Source organism: Acinetobacter sp. YH12096 (assembly GCF_013419215.1).
Classification (GTDB): Bacteria; Pseudomonadota; Gammaproteobacteria; order Pseudomonadales; family Moraxellaceae; genus Acinetobacter; species Acinetobacter amyesii.
In genome coordinates this window covers 26815-49021 of sequence record NZ_VPAM01000003.1, presented here as the reverse complement: position 1 = coordinate 49021, position 22207 = coordinate 26815, and the positions used below count along the sequence as shown (strand labels likewise).

Below are 22207 nucleotides of genomic sequence, written 5' to 3'. Positions count from 1 at the left end.
GTTACCGCAAGTCTGCTCATCTTAGACATTCAGCTTACTTTACAAGTTTACGTAAATCTTGGCTTAAATCTAAATATTTATCTGCTTCAAACGCTGCATTCTTGCTGATCAGCTTTTTCAGGTGACGCATTTCTTTTGCCGCATTTACCGTAATACCGCCGACAATAACGCCATCAGTCACACCAAACATCACGAATGATGATTCAGCGCGAAGCTCTGGATTGATTTCACCACGAACTTGCCATTCAGCAGCCGCCATGTCACCTACGAACTGATAATTGATGTCCAACTGATCTGTCCAGAACCATGCCGGGTTAGGTGTCGGATGCTCAACGCCCATCACATGACGTGCAAAGATCCCTGCTTGCAGGTTGGCATTTTCCCAAGTTTCGACACGACGGTGGTTACCGCAATTACGAAGTTGAGTTGCCACATCACCTGCTGCATAGATGTCTGCATTTGAAGTCTGGCAGTTTTCATTTACTTTAATCGCGAAATCAACATCCAGGCCAGCTTCTACAGCCAATTGAGCATTTGGCACAATACCAATACCATAGATCACTGCATCGGCACGAAGTTCTTCACCGCCTTCAAGCGTGATCACTACTTCTTCGCCATCAAGCTTACAGTCAGCAATAGAAGTCGAAAGACGAACATCTACACCTGCAAGACGTTGCTGTGCCAATAAGAATTCACTTAAAACACGTGGAGATGAACGACCCATGACCATCGGACCCATTTCAATCACGGTCACGATACAGTCTTTAGAACGTGCTGAAGATGCAAGCTCAAGACCAATCACACCACCGCCGATCAATACAATACGGCGACCCGCTTGTAATACAGGCACCAATGCTTGTGAATCTTCAAGGTTACGTAAGGTATAAACGTGTTTACCCAAAGCATCGAAATTCGGTAAACGGCGTGCTGCACCACCGGTTGCTAGAAGCAACTTGTCAAATGCAACAATTTCGCCATTTTTCAGTTCAACTGTTTTCGCATCGCTATGGATTTTCACAACGCCATTGCCACGAATATGTTCAACACCGAGTTCTGCCAATTTTTCTTCTGACAGAATTTCGATTTTGGTCTCTTCAGGTTTTAGAATTACGTCTTTAGACAAAGGCGGACGTTCATAAGGAAGATGTGTTTCATCACCCACCAAAATGATTTTGCCTTCATACTTGTTCGCACGGAGTTCTAAAATGGCGCTAGCACCAGCTTGACCAGCTCCAACAATAACGATGGTTTCGATACCATTTTGGCTCATGGGTTTGTTCCTTATTTCAATTCTGCAGATACGATGCCGAAGCCCGCAATCCACTCACTAATATCTTCGTAGCAATGTGTTGTTATGTCGTATTCGCCCACTTCATGTAGTGCAGCAAAAGCAGCCATCCAAGAACGAACTTCTTGACCGCCACGACCGCCTTCAACACGAATTTCAGCTTCAGTCATCGCTTCAATGGCAGCAAAGTCAGCTTTGGCGAAAGTATCAAGCAATGCACGATCCCATTCTGGGTTTAAAGGCACTGCGACAGAAGTATCACCCGCTGCGAGTTTTTGACCGACAGCAATGATTTTGCCTTGACGTGTATTACGTGCCTCTTCAGTTGGATTACGACCTGCAATCAGGAACTCTTCCACTTCTGGTGGAACTGAACCCATTTGCGGCGTTGGTGGATCATGAGACAAACCACCTGTACCCAAAACAAGTACACGTTCATTCTCTAAGTTCAATGATTTAATGAACTGACCGACTGCACGACCCAAAGCGACTGTACGCTTGGTTGTTGGCATCGGTGCAGCTGCACCATTGATAAAAATTGGAATCGTTGGATAACGATCAAGCTTGCCACCACAAAGGAAATGTAATGGTTGAGTCACACCGTGGTCTGCCTGCATACGATAAGAGTATGCAACATCGACACCTTCATCCAATACGCGACGAACCAGACTGATTGCTGTTTCTTCAGGCACATTGATGTGGTCATTGTCTTTACCATAATCCCAATCACCTGCTGCTTTGGCACGAATACCGACGCAGAAAGATGGCATGAGGTCATAGAAGAAACCATTGAAATGGTCTGGACCAAAAGTAATGATCAATGTTGGATTATAGTCTTCAACTTCTTTCGCAAGTTTGGCAAAAGTTTCGCGAACTTTTTCCTCTTTGTATTTCTCTTGCGGAGAAGCGAATTCCATTAGGGGACTGTGCGATGCACAAATAAGTTTAACGGCCATGGGTGACTCCTAAACGGAAGGCAGCCAAGACGGCTGCCGAGTAAGTCCTTTACGTATTTGGCGAATTAAATCTCGTCAAAGAAGCCAGCACGTGGTTGACGTAAACCACGGATACCCAGACCACATTCAGCATTAATTAAAACACCAGTTAATGGGCGGTTGTTTTGACGAGAAGCCAATAACACGTATGAACCAGTCATATCTTCAGGTTCGGGTAAGAAATTGAGCGGCATGCCGCGTGCAATCTTCTCAGGATCACGTGCATCGAGTAGACCGAGGTTTTCTTGGCCTAAAGAAGCAGCACCTTTGATGTTTACATTCATACCCGACGGAGCAACAGCGTTCACTCGTACTTTAGGCGCAAGCTCATAGGCTAATTCTTTCATGATCCCAACGCCAGCATGCTTAGACGCTGTGTATACAGGGCCTCCGCCTGCCGAATACAGTGCTGAGTTAGACAAAGTAAATATGATAGAACCTTCCGAAGCTATCAATGCATCAAGTGCAGCTTTGGCACCTAAGATGAGAGATTTGGTGTTAATACCCATAATCTCATCAAAAGCTTTCTCCAGCTGTTCACCCGATGTATTGACGATATCTGCGTAATGATCCCAGATACCTGCGTTTCCGACGAAACAGTCAAGTTTGCCATAATGTTCTACAGTTGCTTGAACTGCACGAACATTATCTTCATAGCTGGCTACATCTCCTGCGATCGCAAGCACGCGGTCACCAAAATGTTCTTTCAATGCATCAACTTTCGATTGAGAACGTTGAAGAACGGCAACTTTTGCACCTTCTTCTAAGAAACGTTCAACCAATGCCCAGCCTAAGCCTGAACCACCACCGGTAATAAGTGCAACTTCGCCTTGTAGCCAACCCATGATTACTCTCCTGCCATCTCTACGTATAAAGCACCATCTTCAACAATCACAGGGAATGTCTTGATAGGATCTGTTGCTGGTAAGCATAATGCTTGACCAGTTTTCAAACAGAATCGAGCCGAATGAAGTGGACATTCAACAGTGCCATCATCTTCAAGGTAACCTTCAGACATTGAAGCATTACCATGTGAACAACGGTCGTTCATCGCGAAAAATTCGCCATTGTTGTTGAATACTGCAAGCGCATCGATACCGTTAACGCCGCAATCTACTTTCAATGCTTCGCCTTCGTCTAATTCGTCAACTTGGCAAACAAAAATCTTATTCATTAGAAGAACACGCTCAGGTTATGTGAGTTGTAAGTCACCTGATCAAGGGTAATCTTACGGTTGAAGATTTCGAAACCTTGCTCAGTGTCGACTTTGCGGATCTTGTCGTGACGCTTACCACAGTAGATTGTTACATCTTTCTCTTTCTGGGTACGGTACAACAAGTACGTTACGTAAACGTCGTATTCGCCTTCAACTTCAGTCGCTTCAACAATCACATTTGAAACCATGTGTGTTGTACGTGAAGGAGGTTCTTCAGCCCAAGCCATACCTGTCTCTAAACGAGCTACACGGCGTTCTAACAAATCTTTAGTATCGTTAAATACCCAAGTTGTTGGCGGCTCAATCGAACGACGACGGTCACGTGTTTGCGCGTTTGGTGTTGTGCGTAACGTATAAGAAATATCTTCAGCTAATACAGCTAACCAATCGCGGAACTTCCAATCGTCAAGCAATTTTGCTTCACGATAAAGAAACTGACTAATTTGGTGATGGAGTTCTAAACTAATTTGACTCATTTCATAAGCTCCTTCTCATATTCGTCAGCCGCAGCTTCAACGTCTTCCCATTTTTCATGAATCAATAGGTCAGCCCAACGACGGTACATACCACGTGCAGCTGTTTCTGAGAAAATGTAGTTGGTGATACCAGGGATACCATCTTCACGTACTTTCTCGTTACCTTTACCCATTTCCATAATTAATTTGTTTTGACGGGCTTTATAACCACGTAAAACTTTTTGAATTTCAATCCAGTTCTCAGAGTCATCTTGCTCAAGGAAACCAGCAGGACCGAATGCACGTGTTGCAGAACGTTCGAATGCTTCTTTTACTTCTTGAGATGCTTCAGCGTCTGCAATACAGAATGCCCACACTTCAGTTTTATTTGGACCACGTGGGTGCCATACACGAAGCGTTGCAGTACCGTTCAACCAAGACAATGTTGGGAACATGGTGTTGTGACCAGCAAGACGAAGTGCACGTACTTCACCAAGACGCTCTTTAACTTCATCAAATGTTTCACGGAAGTAGTTCGCCACTTCACCGTCTACCCAAACGTTTGCATCTGGTTTTTCAGTAAAGAAGAAGCCTGAACCATGACCGCGTGAACCATATTGAATCGCGTCTTTCGCAGTTTCCCAAACAGGACGAGCGGTTTGTGCAGCACCTAATTTCTTAGATGATTCGTCATCTGGTTTTGCACCCAATACTTGGATCGCAGATGCGTGAGAGAACAATGCGTGGTATTGGTCAGATGCAAACTGTTCAGCTGCAAATTTCCAGTTACACTCGATTTCCCACTTGTGTACACCACCGATAATTTCTGTACCACCTGGACGACGGTCAAGAACACCATCTAAGTACCAAGCGATATCGCCCATGTATTCTTCTAGGTCAGGTGTAGTTTCATCCCAACAAGCGAATACTAAGCCTTTGTATGATTTAACACGGTTAACTTCAACAAGACCCCATTTCTCTTTGCAAGCACCGTGCGGGAACGCGCGGTCTTCAAGTGGGATATCTTTTAAAGAACCATCAATGCCGTAAGACCAGCCATGGTACGGGCAAGTAAATGCACGTGTATTACCACAGTCTGCGAAGCTCACACGCATAGAGCGGTGACGACATTGGTTTAAGAATGCTTTGATTGAGCCGTCTTTTTGGCGTGCCACGATAATCGGATCTTCACCCATGTAGGTATTGAAGAAATCGCCGGCTTTAGGAATTTGGCTCTCATGGCATAGGAATAACCATGTACGACCGAACACACGTTCTAATTCAAGTTCGTAAATGTCTGGATCGGTATAGATAGATGGCGTGATACGTCCATTTTGTGCATCGACCAAAGCATCGATTTCGCGCACATCAATTTTTCCACTCATGAAAAGCTCTCCTGTGACCAGTAAGGCACAAAGTAATAGACTCAACTTTTCAACGATGATGGATTTTAGAGCGATATTCGGGAAATATTTATTTTGTTTTAATTAAGAGATTTTATGGATTATTACGGTAGATTTTTTTTATGGCATTTTTTTTAAATTGCCGAGAACACCATTTATTTCGTGAATGGTAAAATAATCCTCACGCAATAGTTGTTTATAGATTATACTGAACGGACTTCTAAGTAAGACATTTTTTGGATTACTCCACGGGTTGATTATATGGAATTACGACACTTACGCTACTTTATTACTGTCGCTGAAGAACTCAATTTCAGTAAAGCTGCGTTAAAACTTTATACTGCTCAACCTTCTTTAAGCCAACAAATTAAAGATCTTGAAGAAGATGTCGGCGTAAAACTGTTGCACCGTACTAAACGTAAAGTTGAGCTCACAGAAGAAGGTGCCGTATTTCTAGAACAAGCACGTTTGACACTAGCTCAAGCAGACAAGGCCGTGGCGATGGCACGTCAGGTTTCACAAGCCAAACAGCAGATGCTGCGCATTGGTTTTGTCCCTGTCGCAGAGATGAAAATCTTCCCTTATGTGCTGCCAAATTTACGTGTTCAGAACCCAGAACTCAAGATTGAATTACTCAGTTTAAATAACCGTGATCAGATGAAATTGCTGCAAAAAGGTGAACTGGACATCACTTTTACCCGCAATAACTTCCACAGCGACGAAATTGAAAGTCAGTTTGTACTGCGTGAACCATTGATCTTTATTTTACCCAAAGATCACCCTTTAGCGAAGTACGAGCGCATTCCAGTTAAAGCATTGAATGGGATTGATTTTATCATTCCTGCACGTGAACAATCTGGCACGTTGCATGAAGCCATTTTGGACTTTGCTTCGACCCATGATATTCAATTTAATATCGTGCAAAAAGCCGACAATATCCTGTTTAACATTAACTCCATCGGCATGGGCTTAGGCTGCACGATCCTACCGGGATACATCGCGCCATTGACCATGAACAATACGGTGATTCGTCCTTTAGATGTCGAATTACCGTATCTAGACTTGTATGTAAGTTACCGAAAAACGGCGAGTTCTGTGGCTGTAGATAAATTCCTTGAACTGCTAACCAAAGTTTTTTATCTCGATATTAATCGCGAACAGCGTTAATTTTCGCCAAGTCATAATTTATAGATATAGCACCATTATTTTTAAAATGAATAATGGTGCTTTTTTTATGGCTAAAAAGTCGCTTTTTTAATCGTTTAAATGTTTTAATCGACGCATTTTATCTATCATGCATATCGACTTGATGGAAAATAACTTATAAATTTTAGTTTAGATATTGATAAAAATTGCTAAGAATAGCCGATTTACAACTTAAGTCTAATAAATAATTCCCCTTCCCCAACCATTTAGATGAGCTTATTTTATGCCTTTTTACTGATTTAGACCGTACACTGTCGACCCATTAATGAGAATAATACTCATTTACAGTATTTCTTTCAAAAGATTTATATAAAAAAAAGGATGGCAAAACCATCCTTTTTTTGAATTTCATGTCAGTGACAAGAAATTACACACCACGCGCTTTTAAATAATCTTTAATCACGGTGTTGAATTCTTCTGCTTTTTCAACTTGTGACCAGTGACCACATTGGCTAAAGATATGCGCATCCGCATTTGGAACTGTGTTCAAAATATCCCACGTACGAGATACTGGAATCACCACGTCTTGTACACCGTGAATCAACAATACTGGCACAGTAATGTCTTTCATTTTTTCAAAGTCGAGTGGGAATTCGAAACGGTCACGGTCGCGTGCGCCAACAACATCCATCAAACGATTTGATGCATAGTCATTTGCAGCAGAAGCGAAACGTACTTTTACCAATTCGTCTGTGATCAAGTCTTTGTTTACAACAAACATAGACAAGGTTTTCTTGATGCCTTCTTCGGTTAATACAGGGTTTGCATGTGCTTTAAGTGCTGCAGTTTGTTTAGCACCGCCTGTACCCATAGACACGATACCCAATACACGTTCTGGATAGTCCAAAGCCATTTGGAATGCTAACCAGCCACCGAGTGAGTTACCCACTAACCAAGTTTTTTCAATACCTAGGGCATCTAACGTACGTACAGCGTGATCAACCCAAGCACGGATACCATAAGCAGTATTCGGTGCAACAACAGTTTGACCATAGCCAATCGTATCGATAGCGATACAACGAGCTTGTTCACCAATTTGTGGAAGGTTTAACCACCAGTTTGCCGCAGCAGATACACCTGTACCTGAACCGTGTAAAAATAGAATTGGTGTGCCTTCACCCACTTCGTGGTAATGCGTTAATTCGCCTTCAGCAGTTTCAATCCATTTATCTTCTAAACCAAAGAATGAATCAGTTGTATAGTCAGGAATCTGAACAGTGCTCATACATGCTCCTCGTATTGCGTAGAGCTTATGTTTCAATCCATAACGGATTTAAACACAAGGGGGACTCTTTTGGATTTTGTGGTTTTTACAGTCTCATATTACCTGTTCAGCCACTGCTAACTGATACATATTTACGATCATAAACAACAAATAGACTATAATTTAAGTTATTGTTTTTAAATACATAACTCAAAAATATATCCATAAAATCTTTGAGGTATTTCTTTTTTAAATAAACCAGCGAATAAAAAGGGAAGCAATGAATCCACTTCCCTCTTTTTTATCCTGAGAAATTAGAACTTATAGGTATAAGTTGTCGCGACACGGTACTCTTGCAAGTCAGATTTGTAATCGAAATCGGCATCGATATACATTGCCTGGAAGCCTAAGCCCTTCAACTTACCTTCAGGCACGGTGTAGTTCACGATTAAGTTAAGCTCATCAGATTTTTGATCTTTCAGGATGCCATTTGCAGTACCAATTTCTGCATCAGAACCTGTAAAGTAAACCGCTGTAGCATTTAGGCCTTTCGCACCAAGCTCTGCAAAGTCATAACCATACGTAAAGCCCCATGATTTTTCATTTTTTGCAGTAAATGTTGCTATACCCCAGTTGACTAAGTACGGCTGCGGCACCCATCCACCCAGTGTTGGGAATGCATTATCACCAAACATTTGTTGATAACCTAAACCAAATGTATGTGAGCCATAATTCACTTTCGCCCCCACCGACAACGCTTGGTTATCAATTTCACCATAGAGCTTGTCACCCGAATCCGAGTTATCAAAATAGCGGATATGACTGTCTAACTTGACTTTTTCACCCAGTTTAGTTTTGTAGTTCGCACCTATATAGTGCTGTTGGTAGATATCCTGTACATCGGCATACCAGTAGCTACCACCAATTTCAGGCGTAAATTGGTGATCAATCCCCGCAATATACATCCCGTCAGATGCTGGACCGTTGTCAAAATGACCTATTTTTCCATTCGGCAGCTCTTTACCTGGTGAAAATAAAGTTAAATCACGGAACTGGTTATCATAACGATTATTAATACCGTCAATATAAGCCACGGTCAACTTGGTATCTTTCAGGTCTTTCGACTCCAGCCATGCACCGCTGTAAGTAGTCAGCAACTGACGTGATGGATCAAATACTAGCACTGGAGATACCGGCAATAGCTCGCCCACTTTCAATTCAGTTTTTGACACTTTGGCTTTAAGGGTCACACCCACTTTACCAAAGTTATCTTTTGATTCTTTACCATCGTGCGGCAAAATAAAGTCTGCATTGGTATCACGGCCATTGAGTTTAAAGGCATGCTGTACCAGCAGGTCCGCGCCGACTTGAATGCCCGCGCCAATATCCTGATAACCTGATTTGGCATCCAGTGTGATGCCTTGACTCCATGAACCCCAGTTTTTGTTTGGCGTATCTTCAATTTGACGGTCTAAATAGAAATTTTTAAATTTCAATTGAACCTGACTGTCGCCAATAAAGTCTGCATGAGATGCAGTTGTCCCTAAAGTTGCTGTCGCAGCAAGCATTGCTATCCATAAGTTTTGACGACGCATGGCTCTCTTCCTAAATCATCAAATTAAGCTATGGTGCTATCATGCTGAACAATGCGAGTTTGAGAAATCAGACCACAGTATTAAGTTTTTTCGATGAATATCTCATCCTGATTCATTGCGTAATTTTGACTGATTTTGTTTAGAGTTTTCAGCAATAACTGTTTTCCACTTTATTTACCACATGGTTTAAATAAGTAAATGTTTTATCATGGTTAAAATTATTTTTTAAAGTTTTTAATTAAGTTCTACACGCTACTTATTGCTTTTAAGTTTAACACCTTAAAACAGAGGCCTAATCTCGCCCCCAAACTTATATTTAAAACAAATAATATAATATATTAAAACTATTAATTTCAAATGTTTAGATCAAAAAAATAACATATTTTTCAACAGTTTTATTAAGTTGAATTGTTTCAGCACACAATGACGCTGTTATGACATGCAAAATCTCTTTTTAACAACATCATCGGCCAATCGACAACATCAGCCTCTTGTCTAAAATTCATGTGCGATAAACAAAAAAAGCACCCCAAATGGAGTGCTTTTTAGTGAACTTTGCTTAAGTAATATTAAGCTTGTAATTCACGTGCTTTAGACATTGTTAAAGCTAAATCTTCGATCATGTCTTCTTGACCACCAACCGTACCACGACGACCAAGCTCAAGAAGAATTTCACGAGCAGATACGCCGTATTTCGCTTCAGCGCGTTTTGCGAACAATAGGAATGAAGAATACACACCTGCATAACCTAAAGTTGCTGCATCACGGTCAGCACGGATCGGGTTGTGCATCATTGGAATAACAAGGTCTTCAGCAATGTCTTGTACTTTAAACAAGTCAACGCCAGTTTCCATTTGCATACGGTTCGCAACAGCCACGAATAACTCAAGTGGTGTGTTACCTGCACCCGCACCTAGACCTGCAGATGCAAGATCGACACGAATCGCGCCAGCTTCAACAGCAGCAACCGTATTTGCTACGCCCATACCTAAGTTGTGGTGACCATGGAAACCGAGCTCAATCTCTGAACCCAAGTTTGCACGTAAGATACCTACACGGTCAGTTACATCTTGAGGAAGCATGTAACCTGCAGAGTCTGTTACATAAATACAGTTTGCACCGTAAGACACCATTTTTTGTGCTTCTTCGAGTAATTTCTCTGGTGTCGCCATGTGCGCCATCATCAAGAAGCCCACAGTGTCCATGCCAAGTTTACGTGCAGCAGTAATGTGCTGTTCAGAAACGTCAGCTTCAGTTGAGTGCGTTGCAACACGAATGGTTGCTACACCAACATCATGTGCCATTTTCAAATGGTCAACCGTACCAATACCAGGAAGTAAAAGTGCAGATACTTTCGCCTGTTTCAGGTTTGGAATCACCGCTTTTAGGTATTCTTCATCGGTTGCTGCTGCAAAACCATAGTTCACAGAGTTACCGCCTAAGCCGTCACCATGCGTAACTTCGATTAAAGGTACACCTGCATCATCCAAAGCAGTTGCAATGGCAACCATTTGTTCAGGTGTAGTTTGATGGCGCATTGGGTGCATGCCATCACGTAAAGTCATATCATTAATAATAATCTTAGACATGAAGACGCTCCTTATGCTTCAACTGAGTTTAAAACGCGTTCCGCAAACATTTCTGCGGTACGCGCAGCAGCTGCAGTCATGATGTCAAGGTTACCGGCATATTTAGGCAGGTAATCACCCAGGCCTTCAACTTCCAGGAAGATTGAAACACGGTTACCGTCAAATACAGGACCATTCACCAGTTTGTAACCTGGTACGTATTTTTGAACTTCTTTGATCATCGCATGCACTGATTCAGTGATCGCAGCTTGATCTGGCTCACCTTCAACAAGACAGTGCACAGTATCACGCATCATCAATGGTGGCTCAGCCGGGTTAATGATGATGATCGCTTTACCTGCTTTAGCACCACCGACTTTTTCAATCGCACCTGCAGTGGTACGGGTAAATTCATCGATGTTTTTACGTGTACCTGGACCCACAGATTTTGTTGAAACTGTTGCAATGATTTCGCCGTATTCAACAGGCTGAACTCGTGAAATCGCAGCAACCATAGGAATCGTTGCCTGACCACCACATGTCACCATGTTGACGTTCGGAACTTCACCTGCGTCCAATAACGCTTCTAAGTTTACTGGTGGTACGCAGAATGGACCGATTGCAGCAGGTGTTAAGTCAATCATTAACACGCCAAGTTCATTTAATTTGCGGCTGTTTTCAGCATGAACATAGGCAGAAGTTGCATCAAATGCGATTTTAATGTCGTCTTCAATTACGTGTGCAAGTAAACCATCTACGCCTTCAGCAGTGGTTTTTAAACCCATTTTAGCAGCGCGAGCCAAACCTTCAGACGTCGGGTCAATACCAACCATCCATACTGGTTCTAAAAATTCGCTGCGTTGAAGTTTGTAAAGCAAGTCAGTACCAATGTTCCCTGGACCGATCAATGCACATTTAATCTTTTTCATGAATGCGTACTCTTAAAAATTCCGTAAAACCCAAGCTTATTTCGCTGCAAATGCTGCAGTCACAGAACCAAAGCCTTCAATTTCAACTTTGAATTCATCACCAGGATTTGCCACAACCATTGGGCCTAAAGCACCGGTCAATACGATGTCACCTGCAAGCAATGGACGACCTCGACGAACCATTTCGTCAGCCAACCACACTGCTGCATTTAATGGGTTAGAAAGACATGCTTTACCCACACCTTGTGAAACTACTTCTTCACCACGCGTCATGACCATTTTGCAATTTACAAGGTCAAGATCTGCAAGTTTTACAGGCTTAGAACCCAGTACAAAACCTGCTGAAGATGCGTTATCTGCCACAGTATCAATCAACGAGATTTTCCAGTTTTCGATACGGCTATCGACCACTTCAATTGCAGGCAGTGCATATTCTGTTGCACTAATAATGTCTGCATAGGTGTGTTTTTCTTTGGTCAAATCTTGGTTAATCACCAAAGCAATTTCTGCTTCAACTTTTGGCTGAATCAATAAACCAGCAGGGATTTCTTCACCATCGCCATACGCCATGTCAGCAAACAACATACCGAAGTCAGGTTGATCAACGCCTAACTGCGCTTGTACAACTTTTGAAGTTAAGCCAATTTTACGACCTACAAGGCGACGACCTTCTGCCACCGCACGTTTGGTATTCACTTCTTGAACGGCATAAGCAATATCTACATCAGCACTTTCACCACCAAGTTGTGGACGGATCGGTGCAATCGCAGCCTGATTTACTTCCGCATCGCGTAATGCTTGCGCAACTGATTCAACAACAGCAGAATTCGACATCAATGTTTCCTTAAACTGCAAAAATTGGATGCACAACGTGTTTCATCCCGATCACCATCAAAATCAAAGTGATGAAAGTCATGTCAGGATTCGCCTAAAGCATTTCACTTGACATACTACACGTTATGTTTAGATGCATTTAGCATCGAGATTTTAGAAAGTGAATACCAATACTTATTTTATTTATGACTATAGCTATTAGCTATAAATTAATCATTATTTATTATTAATATTCAAAAACTTAAGTCAAAATAATTAAATAAAATTCACTATTTTTTTCGTCCTTAAATCTGAATCTCGACCAAAAAACTTGGCTTATACGACTAAAAGATAAGATTGAAAGATTATTTTAGCGTCAGCCTAATACCCGAATAACAATGTTCAATTATGATAAATTAAGTACGCCACTTTCTTCAAATAAAAATAATTCAATAAATAACAACAAGATAAATCATAAAATTCAAACAAAACCCTATCCTGGCTTGTGCTAAAAAAGCAAATAGTCGCGCCAAACTACACAGATAAATCAGCTTGAGGACCGCTTGTTATTGTTAAAAAATCTAGTGTTATCAGTTTTTTAAAATAATTCAGTTCAATACTTCTCAAAAAAGATGAATGATGTATTACCCCCTATGATTGGCAATAAAAAAGGTGAAAACCAGTTTCACCTTTTTACTCGTTTGTATCCGCAACTAGACAGCGAGACGCAATTTAACGTGTTCCAGTAGAAATTCCGCCAAATCATCGACTGTATGTGCAATATGTAGGGGGTGAAAATGTTGCAGGGTTTCAACCGTATGCACCCCATAGCTCACACCTACACGTGGCATCTGAATATTGAGGGCCATTTCTAAATCATACGACGTATCACCAACCATAATGGCTTGATCGGCACGTAGTCCTGTTTCCGCCAAAATTTCTGCCAACATCAACGGATCTGGCTTAGATTTGGTTTCACTGGCTGCACGTGTCGCACGAAACAACTCATGACTTTGCGTTTGAGCCAAGACACGGTCTAGACCTTTACGACTTTTTCCTGTTGCAACAGCCAATTGTAGACCGGCATCGCGTAATTCCTGCAACATATCCGCGACACCATCAAACCACATATCCCCTTTGGAATGGGCCACATAGTGATCGGCATAACTTTGCAAAATGTCGCTGTGCAATTCAGGAACCGTCGGAAATAACCGCTGTGCGACTTCCGGCAGACCTAAACCAATAATGCTTTTCGCATCAGCATCGGTCAGCGGCTGTGAATATTGATCTGCTGCAAATTTTAAACTCGCTACAATTTGACCCACAGAATCAAATAAAGTGCCATCCCAATCGAAAATGACTAGTTTTACAGCTGAGTTCATACGTTTTCCTAGATTTGATTCAGTGTTTGGTAATTCAGATTCTGGAGTGCATCAATTTATTTACCTCACCCCGGCCCTCTCCTTAAAGGAGAGGGAGAAAGAAAACTTACGAAGCAGTCCTGCTCAGGGGGGAGAAGTCTAATATTTAAAACTTACTCGTCATCTTCCGAAGACTTCACCACTTTGTCGGCTTTTTGCGCGCGTAGCTGCGCCACAAGGCTTTGCATATCTTCTGGCAATGGCGCTTCAATGGTTTGGTAACCCGGAATTTCTAAACGCATAGCATGCAGACATAAACGACGTGGCTTTGGACCACGGTATTCAGTTTCATGACCGTATTTTTCATCGCCCACCAATGGATGACCAATACTTAAACCATGTACACGGATCTGATGGGTACGGCCCGAAAGTGGAGACGCATACACCAATGTGGCATGCATAAAACGTTCTTTCACGTTCCACAGCGTCTTCGACTCTTTACCTTCTTTAGGTGATACACGAACACGACGCTCGCCATTTGCCAGTTCGTAACGATGCAAAGGCTGATCAATCAGCTGCTTATCCAGACTCACCACGCCTTTCACCACAGCAGCATAAGTTTTTTGGATTTTGTGCTCACGTAACATGTCTTGCAGGCTTTTTAACACACTACGTTTTTTCGAAATCATCACCAAACCAGAAGTGTCGCGGTCAATTCGGTGAATCAGCTCAAGGTATTTCTTCCCTGTTGCGGCACGTAAGCCTTCGATCAAGCCATACGCCACACCACTACCGCCGTGAACAGCAATACCAGAAGGTTTGTTTACCACCATTAAGCCTTCATCTTCGTACACCACACGGCTCAGTAAACTTTGTGCCACTTTGTCCGATACGGGAACCGCAGACTCATCTTTTTGCTCATAACGAATTGGAGCAACTCGAACTTGGTCACCAATATTGAGTTTGGTTTCCGCTTTGACGCGTTTTTTATTGACGCGGACTTGGCTTTCACGAATCAGACGATAAATGCGACTTTTAGGCACACCTTTCAGACGACTAAACAGGAAATTATCAATACGTTGACCCGCCTGATGCTCGTCCACTTCAAACCAGGTGACGCTTTGCCATTCTTGCGTAGAATTCATACAGTTACTGTGACCTAAAAAAATACTAAAATTGATTAAAAATTGATCATTTAAGCTATACTTTTCGCAAGAAACATAAGCTTAGCCCATAGGCAGATGATGCAAGGTTTGATATAGTCAGCGCACGGAAACCACCGTAACTGAGTAAAAGTTGATTCATTTCAGTATTTACTGTCATTGAACTTTCAAGCAATTACTCATTTAGCTCGGAAAGGTCCCAAAAGAATTATGCCGACGCCGAAGGCTTATTATATCGGCAAAACTGCAAACTGTTGCGTTTAATTGTGCCGTAGGTACATAAAACAGTTTGCCCCAAAAAAATATGTGCCAACCAAGGTTGGTTTTTAAACGTAAACTGATACACATCAGACCAGTCGCTCCCTGGAAATCGTGTTCAGGCCACAACGTTTGATGCATTGGATCTGCACAGTTTGTAAAGGTACGATGATAATTCCGTATCAAGACGCTCTATCAGATATGAATAGATGCTCTTCGAGCAATGTGACAGTGAAAGTTACTCACATCCAATGCACCGTTTGTCCGCCAGTGAAACGCGTTCAGGTGACTTTAATCGTTTAAAAGATTGAAGCCGTATTGCCATCATCAATACGTGAATCAAAAATCGTTGCCCACCCAAAGAAGGTCGGTACACATGCACAGATGATGTTTTTCGATCTGTGCAACTTGATCCATGCTATCTGATGCTCGCTACGAGTCAGGCGATGTTCTTCTGTGTATCACTATTAGGTGTTACACCCATGAAACGTATGTTGATTAATGCAACACATGCCGAAGAAATTCGCGTTGCACTTGTCACTGGTCAGCGTCTTTACGATTTTGACTTAGAGAATCGTACCCGTGAACAAAAAAAATCGAATATCTATAAAGGTCATGTGACCCGCGTAGAACCTTCATTAGAAGCTGTATTTGTTGAATACGGTGCAGGTCGTCAAGGCTTCTTGTCGATGCGCGAAATTGCCAATTCTTATTACAAAGCAGATCCTCGCCAAACTTCAAACATCCGCGAATTGATCACTGAAGGCACTGAACTTTTGGTTCAAGTGGAAAAAGAAGAACGTGGTAATAAAGGTGCTGCCCTTTCTACATTTATCTCACTTGCTGGTCGTTATTTGGTATTGATGCCAAACAACCCGAAAGGTGGCGGTATTAGCCGTCAAATTTCAGGTTCAGTTCGTGAAGAATTGAAAGAAATGTTGGCGTCTTTAAATGTCCCTCGTGGCATGAGCGTAATTGTACGTACTGCAGGTATTGGTCGTTCTCAAGAAGAACTGCAACTTGACCTGCAACACTTGCTTGACCTTTGGGCACAAATCCAAAGCACATCAAGTTCAGGTCCATCACCAATGTTGGTTCACCAAGAAGCCGGTGTGGTTACACGTGCGATTCGTGACTATTTACGTGATGATGTTGCTGAAATTCTGATTGACTCTGAGCAAGCGTATAACGAAGCATATAACTTTGTTAAAGCTGTGATGCCACGTCAAATCGACAAATTAAAAACTTATACTTTAAATGAACCGTTATTTGCTCATTTTGGTATCGAAAGTCAAATCCAAACGGCCTATGAGCGTGAAGTAAAACTTCCTTCTGGTGGTTCAATTGTGATTGACCAAACTGAAGCATTGGTTTCAATTGATATTAACTCTGCAAAATCAACACGTGGTAGCGACGTAGAAGATACAGCGCTCAATACCAATCTTGAAGCAGCAGAAGAAATTGCTCGCCAATTACGTTTACGTGATATCGGTGGTTTGGTTGTGATCGACTTCATCGACATGACCAAAGACCGTAACCAACGTATGGTTGAAGCTAAACTTCGTGAAGCAACACAAAGTGACCGTGCGCGTATCCAATTCGGTCAATTGTCACGCTTTGGTTTGATGGAAATGAGCCGTCAACGCTTACGTCCATCGCTTGAAGAAGCCACTGGTTATGTGTGCCCACGCTGTCATGGCACAGGTATGGTACGTGACCTACGTTCTTTATCACTTTCAATTATGCGTAAAGTGGAAGAAATTGCGCTACGCGAACGTCATGGTGAAGTTCAAGTTGAAGTGCCTGTTGAAATTGCTGCATTCTTATTGAATGAAAAGCGTCACAGCCTTGTATATCTTGAACAAACTTCAAATGTTCGTGTGACTGTACTTCCACACCCTCACCTAGAAACACCACATTACGAAATTTCGTATAACCCTGAAGGTTTTGCACCTACAAGCTATGAACGCACTGAAGCGACACGTTCTAGCGAAAAAGAATTGGGTTACGAAGCATCTGAATGGCATTTAGGTGAAGAACAGGCCGCTGCTGCTCAGCAACAAGCACCTGTACAACAACAAGAAAAAGGCCACAAAAAGAATAAGCAACAACCCGTTGCTGCTCAACAAGCACCAGCACAAGTTGCCGCTCCTGCAGCATCATCTAGTCCATGTGCATGGTTAGAAAACTTATTTGTTCAAAAACAAGCTGCAACCGTTGACCAGTCGCGTACTGCAAACAATGCCGCTGCTGCAATTGAACAAATGGTAAATAGCGGTGCTGCAAGCCGTGGCCAGTTTGGTCAAATTACCCCTGCATCGGCAGCGCCTGTTATTGTCGTAGACAATAATGCTTACCTTGCGCCTTCTTCTGTTGTGCACAAACAAGAACGTGACAGCCATTCAGAAAAAGCTGACCGTGAAGAAAAACGTCACAACAAAAAGCGTACTAAGCATAAAGAACCACGTGAACAAGAAGCTCAATCGCATCAAGTTCATGAAGAAGTGTTACAACCTTCACGTCAAGACCGTCAAGAACAGCGTAATAACGAAGCACGTCAAAACGAACGCCAAGAGCAACGTTCTGAACGTCAAGAACCGCGCCAAGACAACCGTCAAGACCAACGTGAAAACCGCCGTAACTCACGCCGTCAACACAACAACGAACAAGTACAGCAAGATGTTCAAAATAATGAGCAACCGCAGTCTGTTCCACGTCGTGACCGCAACAACCAACAACGTCCAAATCGCCCAAATCGCCACCGCGATCAAAGCGTATTGAACGAGCAAGCGATTGCTCAGGAAGTTGCAACTGAGCAACAACCTGAAAACCGCAATCAACGTCAACCTAAAGTTGAAGTTGTTGATGCACCACGTCAAGACGTGATGCCAACAGCACTTGTAGTAAATGTTGATCAAGCTCAAAGCGAAATCGTAGCGCTAAATACTACCCCAGCAGTTGAAAAACCTGTAGAAACCCCAGTAGTCCAAAAAGCCGCTGTCGTTGAAGCAGAAAAAGTGGAAAAACCTGCGACTGAAACAAAAGAAGCAGCGCATAAACCACAGCATGCGCAGCAAAAACCGTCTCGTGCAAGCAATGACCCTCGTCAGCGCCGCCGTGAACAGCGTGAAGCTCGTGCTCAACAAGCACAGGCTCCGAAAATTTCGCCATCTCAAGTGCCGACACTAGGTCAATACACTATAAGCAGCTTGATTAAGCATGTATACGGCGAAGACTGCTCAGTACTGATTGAGCAATTTGGCTTAATTCCAACATTCAACCGTGCATTGCAAAAATTCACGGAAGAATATGCCGCAACTTTGACTGCACCTGCAGCTGAAACAGCTGTAGAGAAAAAGCCTGTCACTCGTGATGTTCAAGTTGCAAAAGCTGCACCTGAAGCTGAACCAGCGCCAATGTTGGATTTGACACCACCAAAGCCTGTGTCAGATAAACGTGTTGCTAATGACCCACGTGAGCGTCGTCGCCTTGCTAAACTTGCCGCTGAACAAGCGAAACAAGACCAAGCAAAAGCACATGCTGAGGTGGAAGCTACGCCTGTCGCAGACACTACTATTGAGGCGCCTGTAGTTGCAGAAGCTAAAGCTGCTACAGTTGAAGCCAATGTATCCGACGTTGCAGGTCAAACTGAAGCACCTGAACCCGTTCAAGCTGAAGTACTGACACCCGTTCAAGCTGAACTGGATGTGAGTGCGCAGCCTGAAAAGACGGAAGAAGTGTCTGAAGCTCCTACTAAACCAGTAGAAGAAAAAGCTCAAGCCGTTGAAGCGGAAAAGAAAGTTGAGGTTCCTGTAGACGAAAACTCGGCCGCTGAAGGTGAAAAACCTGCACGCCCTCGTCGTCCTCGCGGTCGTCCACCGAAAAAAGCAAACACCGCAACTGAGCAGTAATTTGCTATTTTGCAGGTGAATAAAAAAATCCAGTCATTTCGGTGACTGGTTTTTTTTTGATACTTTTGTCAAATTAGGTTGATTGCACTAGATCGAAACGATTAAAAGACAATTGTAGAATTTGCTGCAAATTTCATTGCAAAGAAATAGACCGTATCGGATTACGAAAAATAAATAGGATTCACATGAGCCAAACTACACAACACGACCTTATTGGGATTGCTGATGTTGCAGCAAAAATTCCCGCGTTCATTAGCAAAGTACCCAACCTGTTGAGTGGTCTAAAGCAAGCCTATTTACGTACCCCAAATACTTCCGCAGGCTTGGGAATTGCATTTGAAAAAGCCGTAAAGCGTAATCCCAAGGGTTATGCACTTTATTTTGAAGAGCAAAAATATACCTATAACGAATTAAATGAATGGGCCAATCAAATTGGTCACTATTACCTTGCACTCGGTGCAAAAAAAGGTGATGTGATTGCAGTGATGATCGAAAACCGATCTGAACTCGTGGCAACCATCGTGGCTTTAGCCAAAATTGGCGTCACCAGTGCTTTGGTCAATACATCACAAGTCGGCAAAGTCCTGACACACAGCATCAACTTAGTGAACCCAATTGCGGTAATTGTGGGCGAAGAATGCCGTCAAGCTGTAGAAGAGATTCGTGATGATCTCAGTGTAGCTGCAGATCGTTTACATTGGTTCGCAGATCAAGCCACTCGTGTAGATGCTGGTCAAGCACCGAAAGGCTTCTTAAACCTTGCAGAAGCGATTGATGAATTTCCAAAATTCAACACACCCACCACTGCAAGTGTAAAAGGCAAAGACGGCCTATTTTATATCTACACCTCTGGGACAACAGGCTTACCTAAAGCGGTGATTTTCACCAACAGCCGTTGGACTTTGGCTTATGGAACATATGGTCACGTCCTTAATCTGAATAAAGATGATGTGATGTACGTAACTTTGCCGCTCTATCACGCTACAGGCACTGTAGTTTGTTGGTGTGGGGTGATTGCCGGTAGCGCCACCCTTGCCCTGCGTCGCAAGTTCTCGACCTCTTCATTTTGGAAAGATGTACAAAAATTTGATGCATCAGCCATTGGCTATGTGGGCGAGCTTTGCCGCTATTTGATGGATGCTCCACATTCAGACCTTGAAAAAGGCCATCGTGTGAAAAAAATGATTGGTAACGGCATGCGACCAAACATTTGGGATAAGTTTAAAGAACGCTTTGGGGTCGAAGAAGTCCTTGAACTCTATGCTTCAAGTGAAGGCAACGTCGGCTTTAGTAATGTGTTTAACTTCGACAATACCGTTGGTTTTTCACCAACGCCTTATGCGATTATTCAGTTTGATAAAGAAAAAAATGAAGCTGTACATGATGCTAAAGGTCGCTGCATTAAAGTTAAAAAAGGCGAAGTTGGCTTACTCATCGGTAAAATTACCCGTCGCTCACCTTTCGATGGCTATACCGACACGGAAAAAAACAAATCCGTCATTATGAAAGATGTATTCAAGCATGGTGATTCATACTTCAACACTGGCGACTTGGTTCGTGACATTGGCTTCCGCCATGCACAATTTGTCGACCGTCTAGGTGATACTTTCCGCTGGAAAGGTGAAAACGTTTCAACCACTGAAGTTGAAAATATGGTGAGTGAGTACGATAAAATTGCTGAAGCTGTGGTTTATGGCGTAGAAATTCCAGATACAAATGGCCGTGCAGGTATGGCTGCCATCACGCTCACCGACGGTGCCGAACTCAACGAACAAGATTGTAGTGAAATGGTTCTACAATTTAAAAAATGCTTACCAGCTTATGCCGTGCCAGTATTTTTACGTGTACAGAAAAAAGTCGAAACCACAGGCACATTTAAATACCAAAAAAACAAGCTGAAAGAACAAGCTTTTGATCCTCAGCAAACTGATGAACGTTTATTGGTATTGCTGCCAAATGCAACTGCTTACTGTGATTTAACTCCTGAAATTTATGCCAATATTCAGGCATATAAATACCGTTTTTAAGCAAATAGCGCTCATTTTAGCGACAGATATCCGCTAAAATGAGCTACTTTGTTGTATTTATAATCAAACACAAGCAAGTTTATGATTTTTTACTTGCGCTTGAAGCAGATCTTGCTACAATACGCACCATCAAGCGAAATGGGTCGTTAGCTCAGTTGGTAGAGCAGTAGACTTTTAATCTATTGGTCCCGCGTTCGAGTCGCGGACGACCCACCATTTCCTTCGATACCACAAGATGGGTCGTTAGCTCAGTTGGTAGAGCAGTAGACTTTTAATCTATTGGTCCCGCGTTCGAGTCGCGGACGACCCACCATCTTTCTAAAATGCCAGTTTTAGATTACAATCTTGTGCATACCCCCTAAGGGTCGTTAGCTCAGTTGGTAGAGCAGTAGACTTTTAATCTATTGGTCCCGCGTTCGAGTCGCGGACGACCCACCATTCTTTCTTAGGGCTTCTTTCTTCCGGCAGTTGAAGAAAAAGAAACCTGCAGGTTCCGACCAAGACAAACCATCACCATTACTGGTTTTGATTCGCCATTCTCGAAATTTTGCTATAGCGATGTTGCGAAGTATCATTCTTGTCTTGCTAGATGAAGTATTTGACCTGAAAAATTTTAGATAACAAATATTCCCTAGTATTCAAAACTACGCGCTTCGTTTATCTTGCTAAAATTTTAAAATGCTCTTTTAAAATTTTCTCAGGGTTGTTAGCTCAGTTGGTAGAGCAGTAGACTCTTAATCTATTGGTCGTGGGTTCGAACCCCACACAACCCACCAATTCTATATCGTATTAATAATTCAATTTTTTTTAGCTAA

16 protein-coding genes, 4 tRNA genes and 1 pseudogene are annotated in these 22207 nt (G+C 42.6%); 7 read left to right on the top strand and 14 right to left on the bottom strand.

Annotated elements, in window-relative coordinates:
• Positions 1-34 precede the first annotated feature (34 nt).
• The 6 genes from hcaD to hcaE form a co-directional block, all read right to left on the bottom strand.
• Positions 35-1270 (bottom strand): 3-phenylpropionate/cinnamic acid dioxygenase ferredoxin--NAD(+) reductase subunit, encoded by a 1236-nt coding sequence (gene hcaD, locus FTU36_RS01595; RefSeq protein WP_180116680.1) that lies wholly within the window; start codon positions 1268-1270, stop codon positions 35-37.
• Positions 1271-1281: 11 nt separating this feature from the next.
• A complete protein-coding gene (locus tag FTU36_RS01590; protein ID WP_180116679.1) occupies positions 1282-2244 on the bottom strand; it encodes a 3-carboxyethylcatechol 2,3-dioxygenase in 963 nt (320 codons plus the stop codon).
• A gap of 65 nt (positions 2245-2309) precedes the next feature.
• A complete protein-coding gene (gene hcaB / locus FTU36_RS01585) occupies positions 2310-3128 on the bottom strand; it encodes a 3-phenylpropionate-dihydrodiol/cinnamic acid-dihydrodiol dehydrogenase (RefSeq protein WP_067763930.1) in 819 nt (272 codons plus the stop codon).
• Positions 3129-3130: 2 nt separating this feature from the next.
• Positions 3131-3457 carry a 3-phenylpropionate/cinnamic acid dioxygenase ferredoxin subunit gene (gene hcaC, locus FTU36_RS01580; RefSeq protein ID WP_067763933.1) on the bottom strand — a complete coding sequence of 109 codons (327 nt, stop codon included), beginning with the start codon at positions 3455-3457 and terminating at the stop codon, positions 3131-3133.
• On the bottom strand, positions 3457-3975 hold the full coding sequence (hcaF, locus tag FTU36_RS01575; RefSeq protein ID WP_067763936.1) for a 3-phenylpropionate/cinnamic acid dioxygenase subunit beta: 519 nt from the start codon (positions 3973-3975) through the stop codon (positions 3457-3459). The genes hcaC and hcaF overlap by 1 nt, the downstream gene beginning before the upstream one ends.
• Positions 3972-5339 carry a 3-phenylpropionate/cinnamic acid dioxygenase subunit alpha gene (gene hcaE / locus FTU36_RS01570; protein WP_067763943.1) on the bottom strand — a complete coding sequence of 456 codons (1368 nt, stop codon included), beginning with the start codon at positions 5337-5339 and terminating at the stop codon, positions 3972-3974. The genes hcaF and hcaE overlap by 4 nt, the downstream gene beginning before the upstream one ends.
• Positions 5340-5618: 279 nt before the next feature.
• Between hcaE and hcaR the strand changes: the two genes are divergently transcribed.
• Positions 5619-6524 carry a DNA-binding transcriptional regulator HcaR gene (hcaR, locus tag FTU36_RS01565; protein WP_180002937.1) on the top strand — a complete coding sequence of 302 codons (906 nt, stop codon included), beginning with the start codon at positions 5619-5621 and terminating at the stop codon, positions 6522-6524.
• A gap of 406 nt (positions 6525-6930) precedes the next feature.
• Here hcaR and FTU36_RS01560 read toward each other — a convergent pair whose 3' ends face one another.
• The 8 genes and pseudogenes from FTU36_RS01560 to FTU36_RS16870 all read right to left on the bottom strand — a co-directional run bounded on the left by FTU36_RS01560 (position 6931) and on the right by FTU36_RS16870 (position 15542).
• A complete protein-coding gene (locus FTU36_RS01560) occupies positions 6931-7788 on the bottom strand; it encodes an alpha/beta fold hydrolase (protein ID WP_168377928.1) in 858 nt (285 codons plus the stop codon).
• Between the two features lie 293 nt (positions 7789-8081).
• A complete protein-coding gene (locus FTU36_RS01555) occupies positions 8082-9362 on the bottom strand; it encodes an OprD family outer membrane porin (protein ID WP_180116678.1) in 1281 nt (426 codons plus the stop codon).
• 569 nt (positions 9363-9931) lie between these two features.
• Positions 9932-10951: a 4-hydroxy-2-oxovalerate aldolase gene (gene dmpG / locus FTU36_RS01550; protein ID WP_180116677.1), complete on the bottom strand. Its 1020-nt coding sequence runs from the start codon at positions 10949-10951 to the stop codon at positions 9932-9934.
• Between the two features lie 11 nt (positions 10952-10962).
• Positions 10963-11859, bottom strand: coding sequence for an acetaldehyde dehydrogenase (acetylating) (locus FTU36_RS01545; RefSeq protein WP_180048814.1), 897 nt, complete (start codon positions 11857-11859; stop codon positions 10963-10965).
• Positions 11860-11895: 36 nt separating this feature from the next.
• A complete protein-coding gene (mhpD, locus tag FTU36_RS01540) occupies positions 11896-12693 on the bottom strand; it encodes a 2-keto-4-pentenoate hydratase (protein WP_078189749.1) in 798 nt (265 codons plus the stop codon).
• 692 nt (positions 12694-13385) lie between these two features.
• Positions 13386-14054: an HAD-IA family hydrolase gene (locus FTU36_RS01535; RefSeq protein WP_180116676.1), complete on the bottom strand. Its 669-nt coding sequence runs from the start codon at positions 14052-14054 to the stop codon at positions 13386-13388.
• Between the two features lie 152 nt (positions 14055-14206).
• Complete coding sequence (locus tag FTU36_RS01530) at positions 14207-15178, bottom strand: RluA family pseudouridine synthase (protein WP_078189751.1); 972 nt, start codon at positions 15176-15178, stop codon at positions 14207-14209.
• Between the two features lie 55 nt (positions 15179-15233).
• Positions 15234-15542 (bottom strand): annotated as a pseudogene (locus tag FTU36_RS16870) (hypothetical protein).
• Between the two features lie 394 nt (positions 15543-15936).
• Here FTU36_RS16870 and FTU36_RS01525 point away from each other — a divergent pair.
• The 6 genes from FTU36_RS01525 to FTU36_RS01500 all read left to right on the top strand — a co-directional run bounded on the left by FTU36_RS01525 (position 15937) and on the right by FTU36_RS01500 (position 22168).
• Positions 15937-19365 carry an Rne/Rng family ribonuclease gene (locus FTU36_RS01525; RefSeq protein WP_180048811.1) on the top strand — a complete coding sequence of 1143 codons (3429 nt, stop codon included), beginning with the start codon at positions 15937-15939 and terminating at the stop codon, positions 19363-19365.
• A 185-nt stretch (positions 19366-19550) separates the two neighbouring features.
• A complete protein-coding gene (locus tag FTU36_RS01520) occupies positions 19551-21392 on the top strand; it encodes a long-chain-acyl-CoA synthetase (RefSeq protein WP_180062897.1) in 1842 nt (613 codons plus the stop codon).
• Between the two features lie 140 nt (positions 21393-21532).
• Positions 21533-21608 (top strand) — tRNA-Lys (locus tag FTU36_RS01515).
• A gap of 21 nt (positions 21609-21629) precedes the next feature.
• Positions 21630-21705: transfer RNA gene (locus FTU36_RS01510), tRNA-Lys, on the top strand.
• Between the two features lie 49 nt (positions 21706-21754).
• Positions 21755-21830, top strand: a tRNA-Lys gene (locus FTU36_RS01505).
• Between the two features lie 262 nt (positions 21831-22092).
• Positions 22093-22168 (top strand) — tRNA-Lys (locus FTU36_RS01500).
• Positions 22169-22207 lie beyond the last annotated feature (39 nt).

Bases quoted from the DNA above. Each gene is read 5' to 3' on its own strand.
- hcaE (WP_067763943.1), bottom strand. From the start codon at position 5,339: ATGAGTGGAAAAATTGATGTGCGCGAAATCGATGCTTTGGTCGATGCA.
- FTU36_RS01590 (WP_180116679.1), bottom strand. From the start codon at position 2,244: ATGGCCGTTAAACTTATTTGTGCATCGCACAGTCCCCTAATGGAATTC.
- hcaB (WP_067763930.1), bottom strand. From the start codon at position 3,128: ATGGGTTGGCTACAAGGCGAAGTTGCACTTATTACCGGTGGTGGTTCA.
- FTU36_RS01520 (WP_180062897.1), top strand. From the start codon at position 19,551: ATGAGCCAAACTACACAACACGACCTTATTGGGATTGCTGATGTTGCA.
- hcaD (WP_180116680.1), bottom strand. From the start codon at position 1,270: ATGAGCCAAAATGGTATCGAAACCATCGTTATTGTTGGAGCTGGTCAA.
- FTU36_RS01530 (WP_078189751.1), bottom strand. From the start codon at position 15,178: ATGAATTCTACGCAAGAATGGCAAAGCGTCACCTGGTTTGAAGTGGAC.
- dmpG (WP_180116677.1), bottom strand. From the start codon at position 10,951: ATGTCTAAGATTATTATTAATGATATGACTTTACGTGATGGCATGCAC.
- FTU36_RS01525 (WP_180048811.1), top strand. From the start codon at position 15,937: ATGAAACGTATGTTGATTAATGCAACACATGCCGAAGAAATTCGCGTT.
- FTU36_RS01555 (WP_180116678.1), bottom strand. From the start codon at position 9,362: ATGCGTCGTCAAAACTTATGGATAGCAATGCTTGCTGCGACAGCAACT.
- hcaC (WP_067763933.1), bottom strand. From the start codon at position 3,457: ATGAATAAGATTTTTGTTTGCCAAGTTGACGAATTAGACGAAGGCGAA.
- FTU36_RS01545 (WP_180048814.1), bottom strand. From the start codon at position 11,859: ATGAAAAAGATTAAATGTGCATTGATCGGTCCAGGGAACATTGGTACT.
- FTU36_RS01560 (WP_168377928.1), bottom strand. From the start codon at position 7,788: ATGAGCACTGTTCAGATTCCTGACTATACAACTGATTCATTCTTTGGT.
- hcaR (WP_180002937.1), top strand. From the start codon at position 5,619: ATGGAATTACGACACTTACGCTACTTTATTACTGTCGCTGAAGAACTC.
- FTU36_RS01535 (WP_180116676.1), bottom strand. From the start codon at position 14,054: ATGAACTCAGCTGTAAAACTAGTCATTTTCGATTGGGATGGCACTTTA.
- mhpD (WP_078189749.1), bottom strand. From the start codon at position 12,693: ATGTCGAATTCTGCTGTTGTTGAATCAGTTGCGCAAGCATTACGCGAT.
- hcaF (WP_067763936.1), bottom strand. From the start codon at position 3,975: ATGAGTCAAATTAGTTTAGAACTCCATCACCAAATTAGTCAGTTTCTT.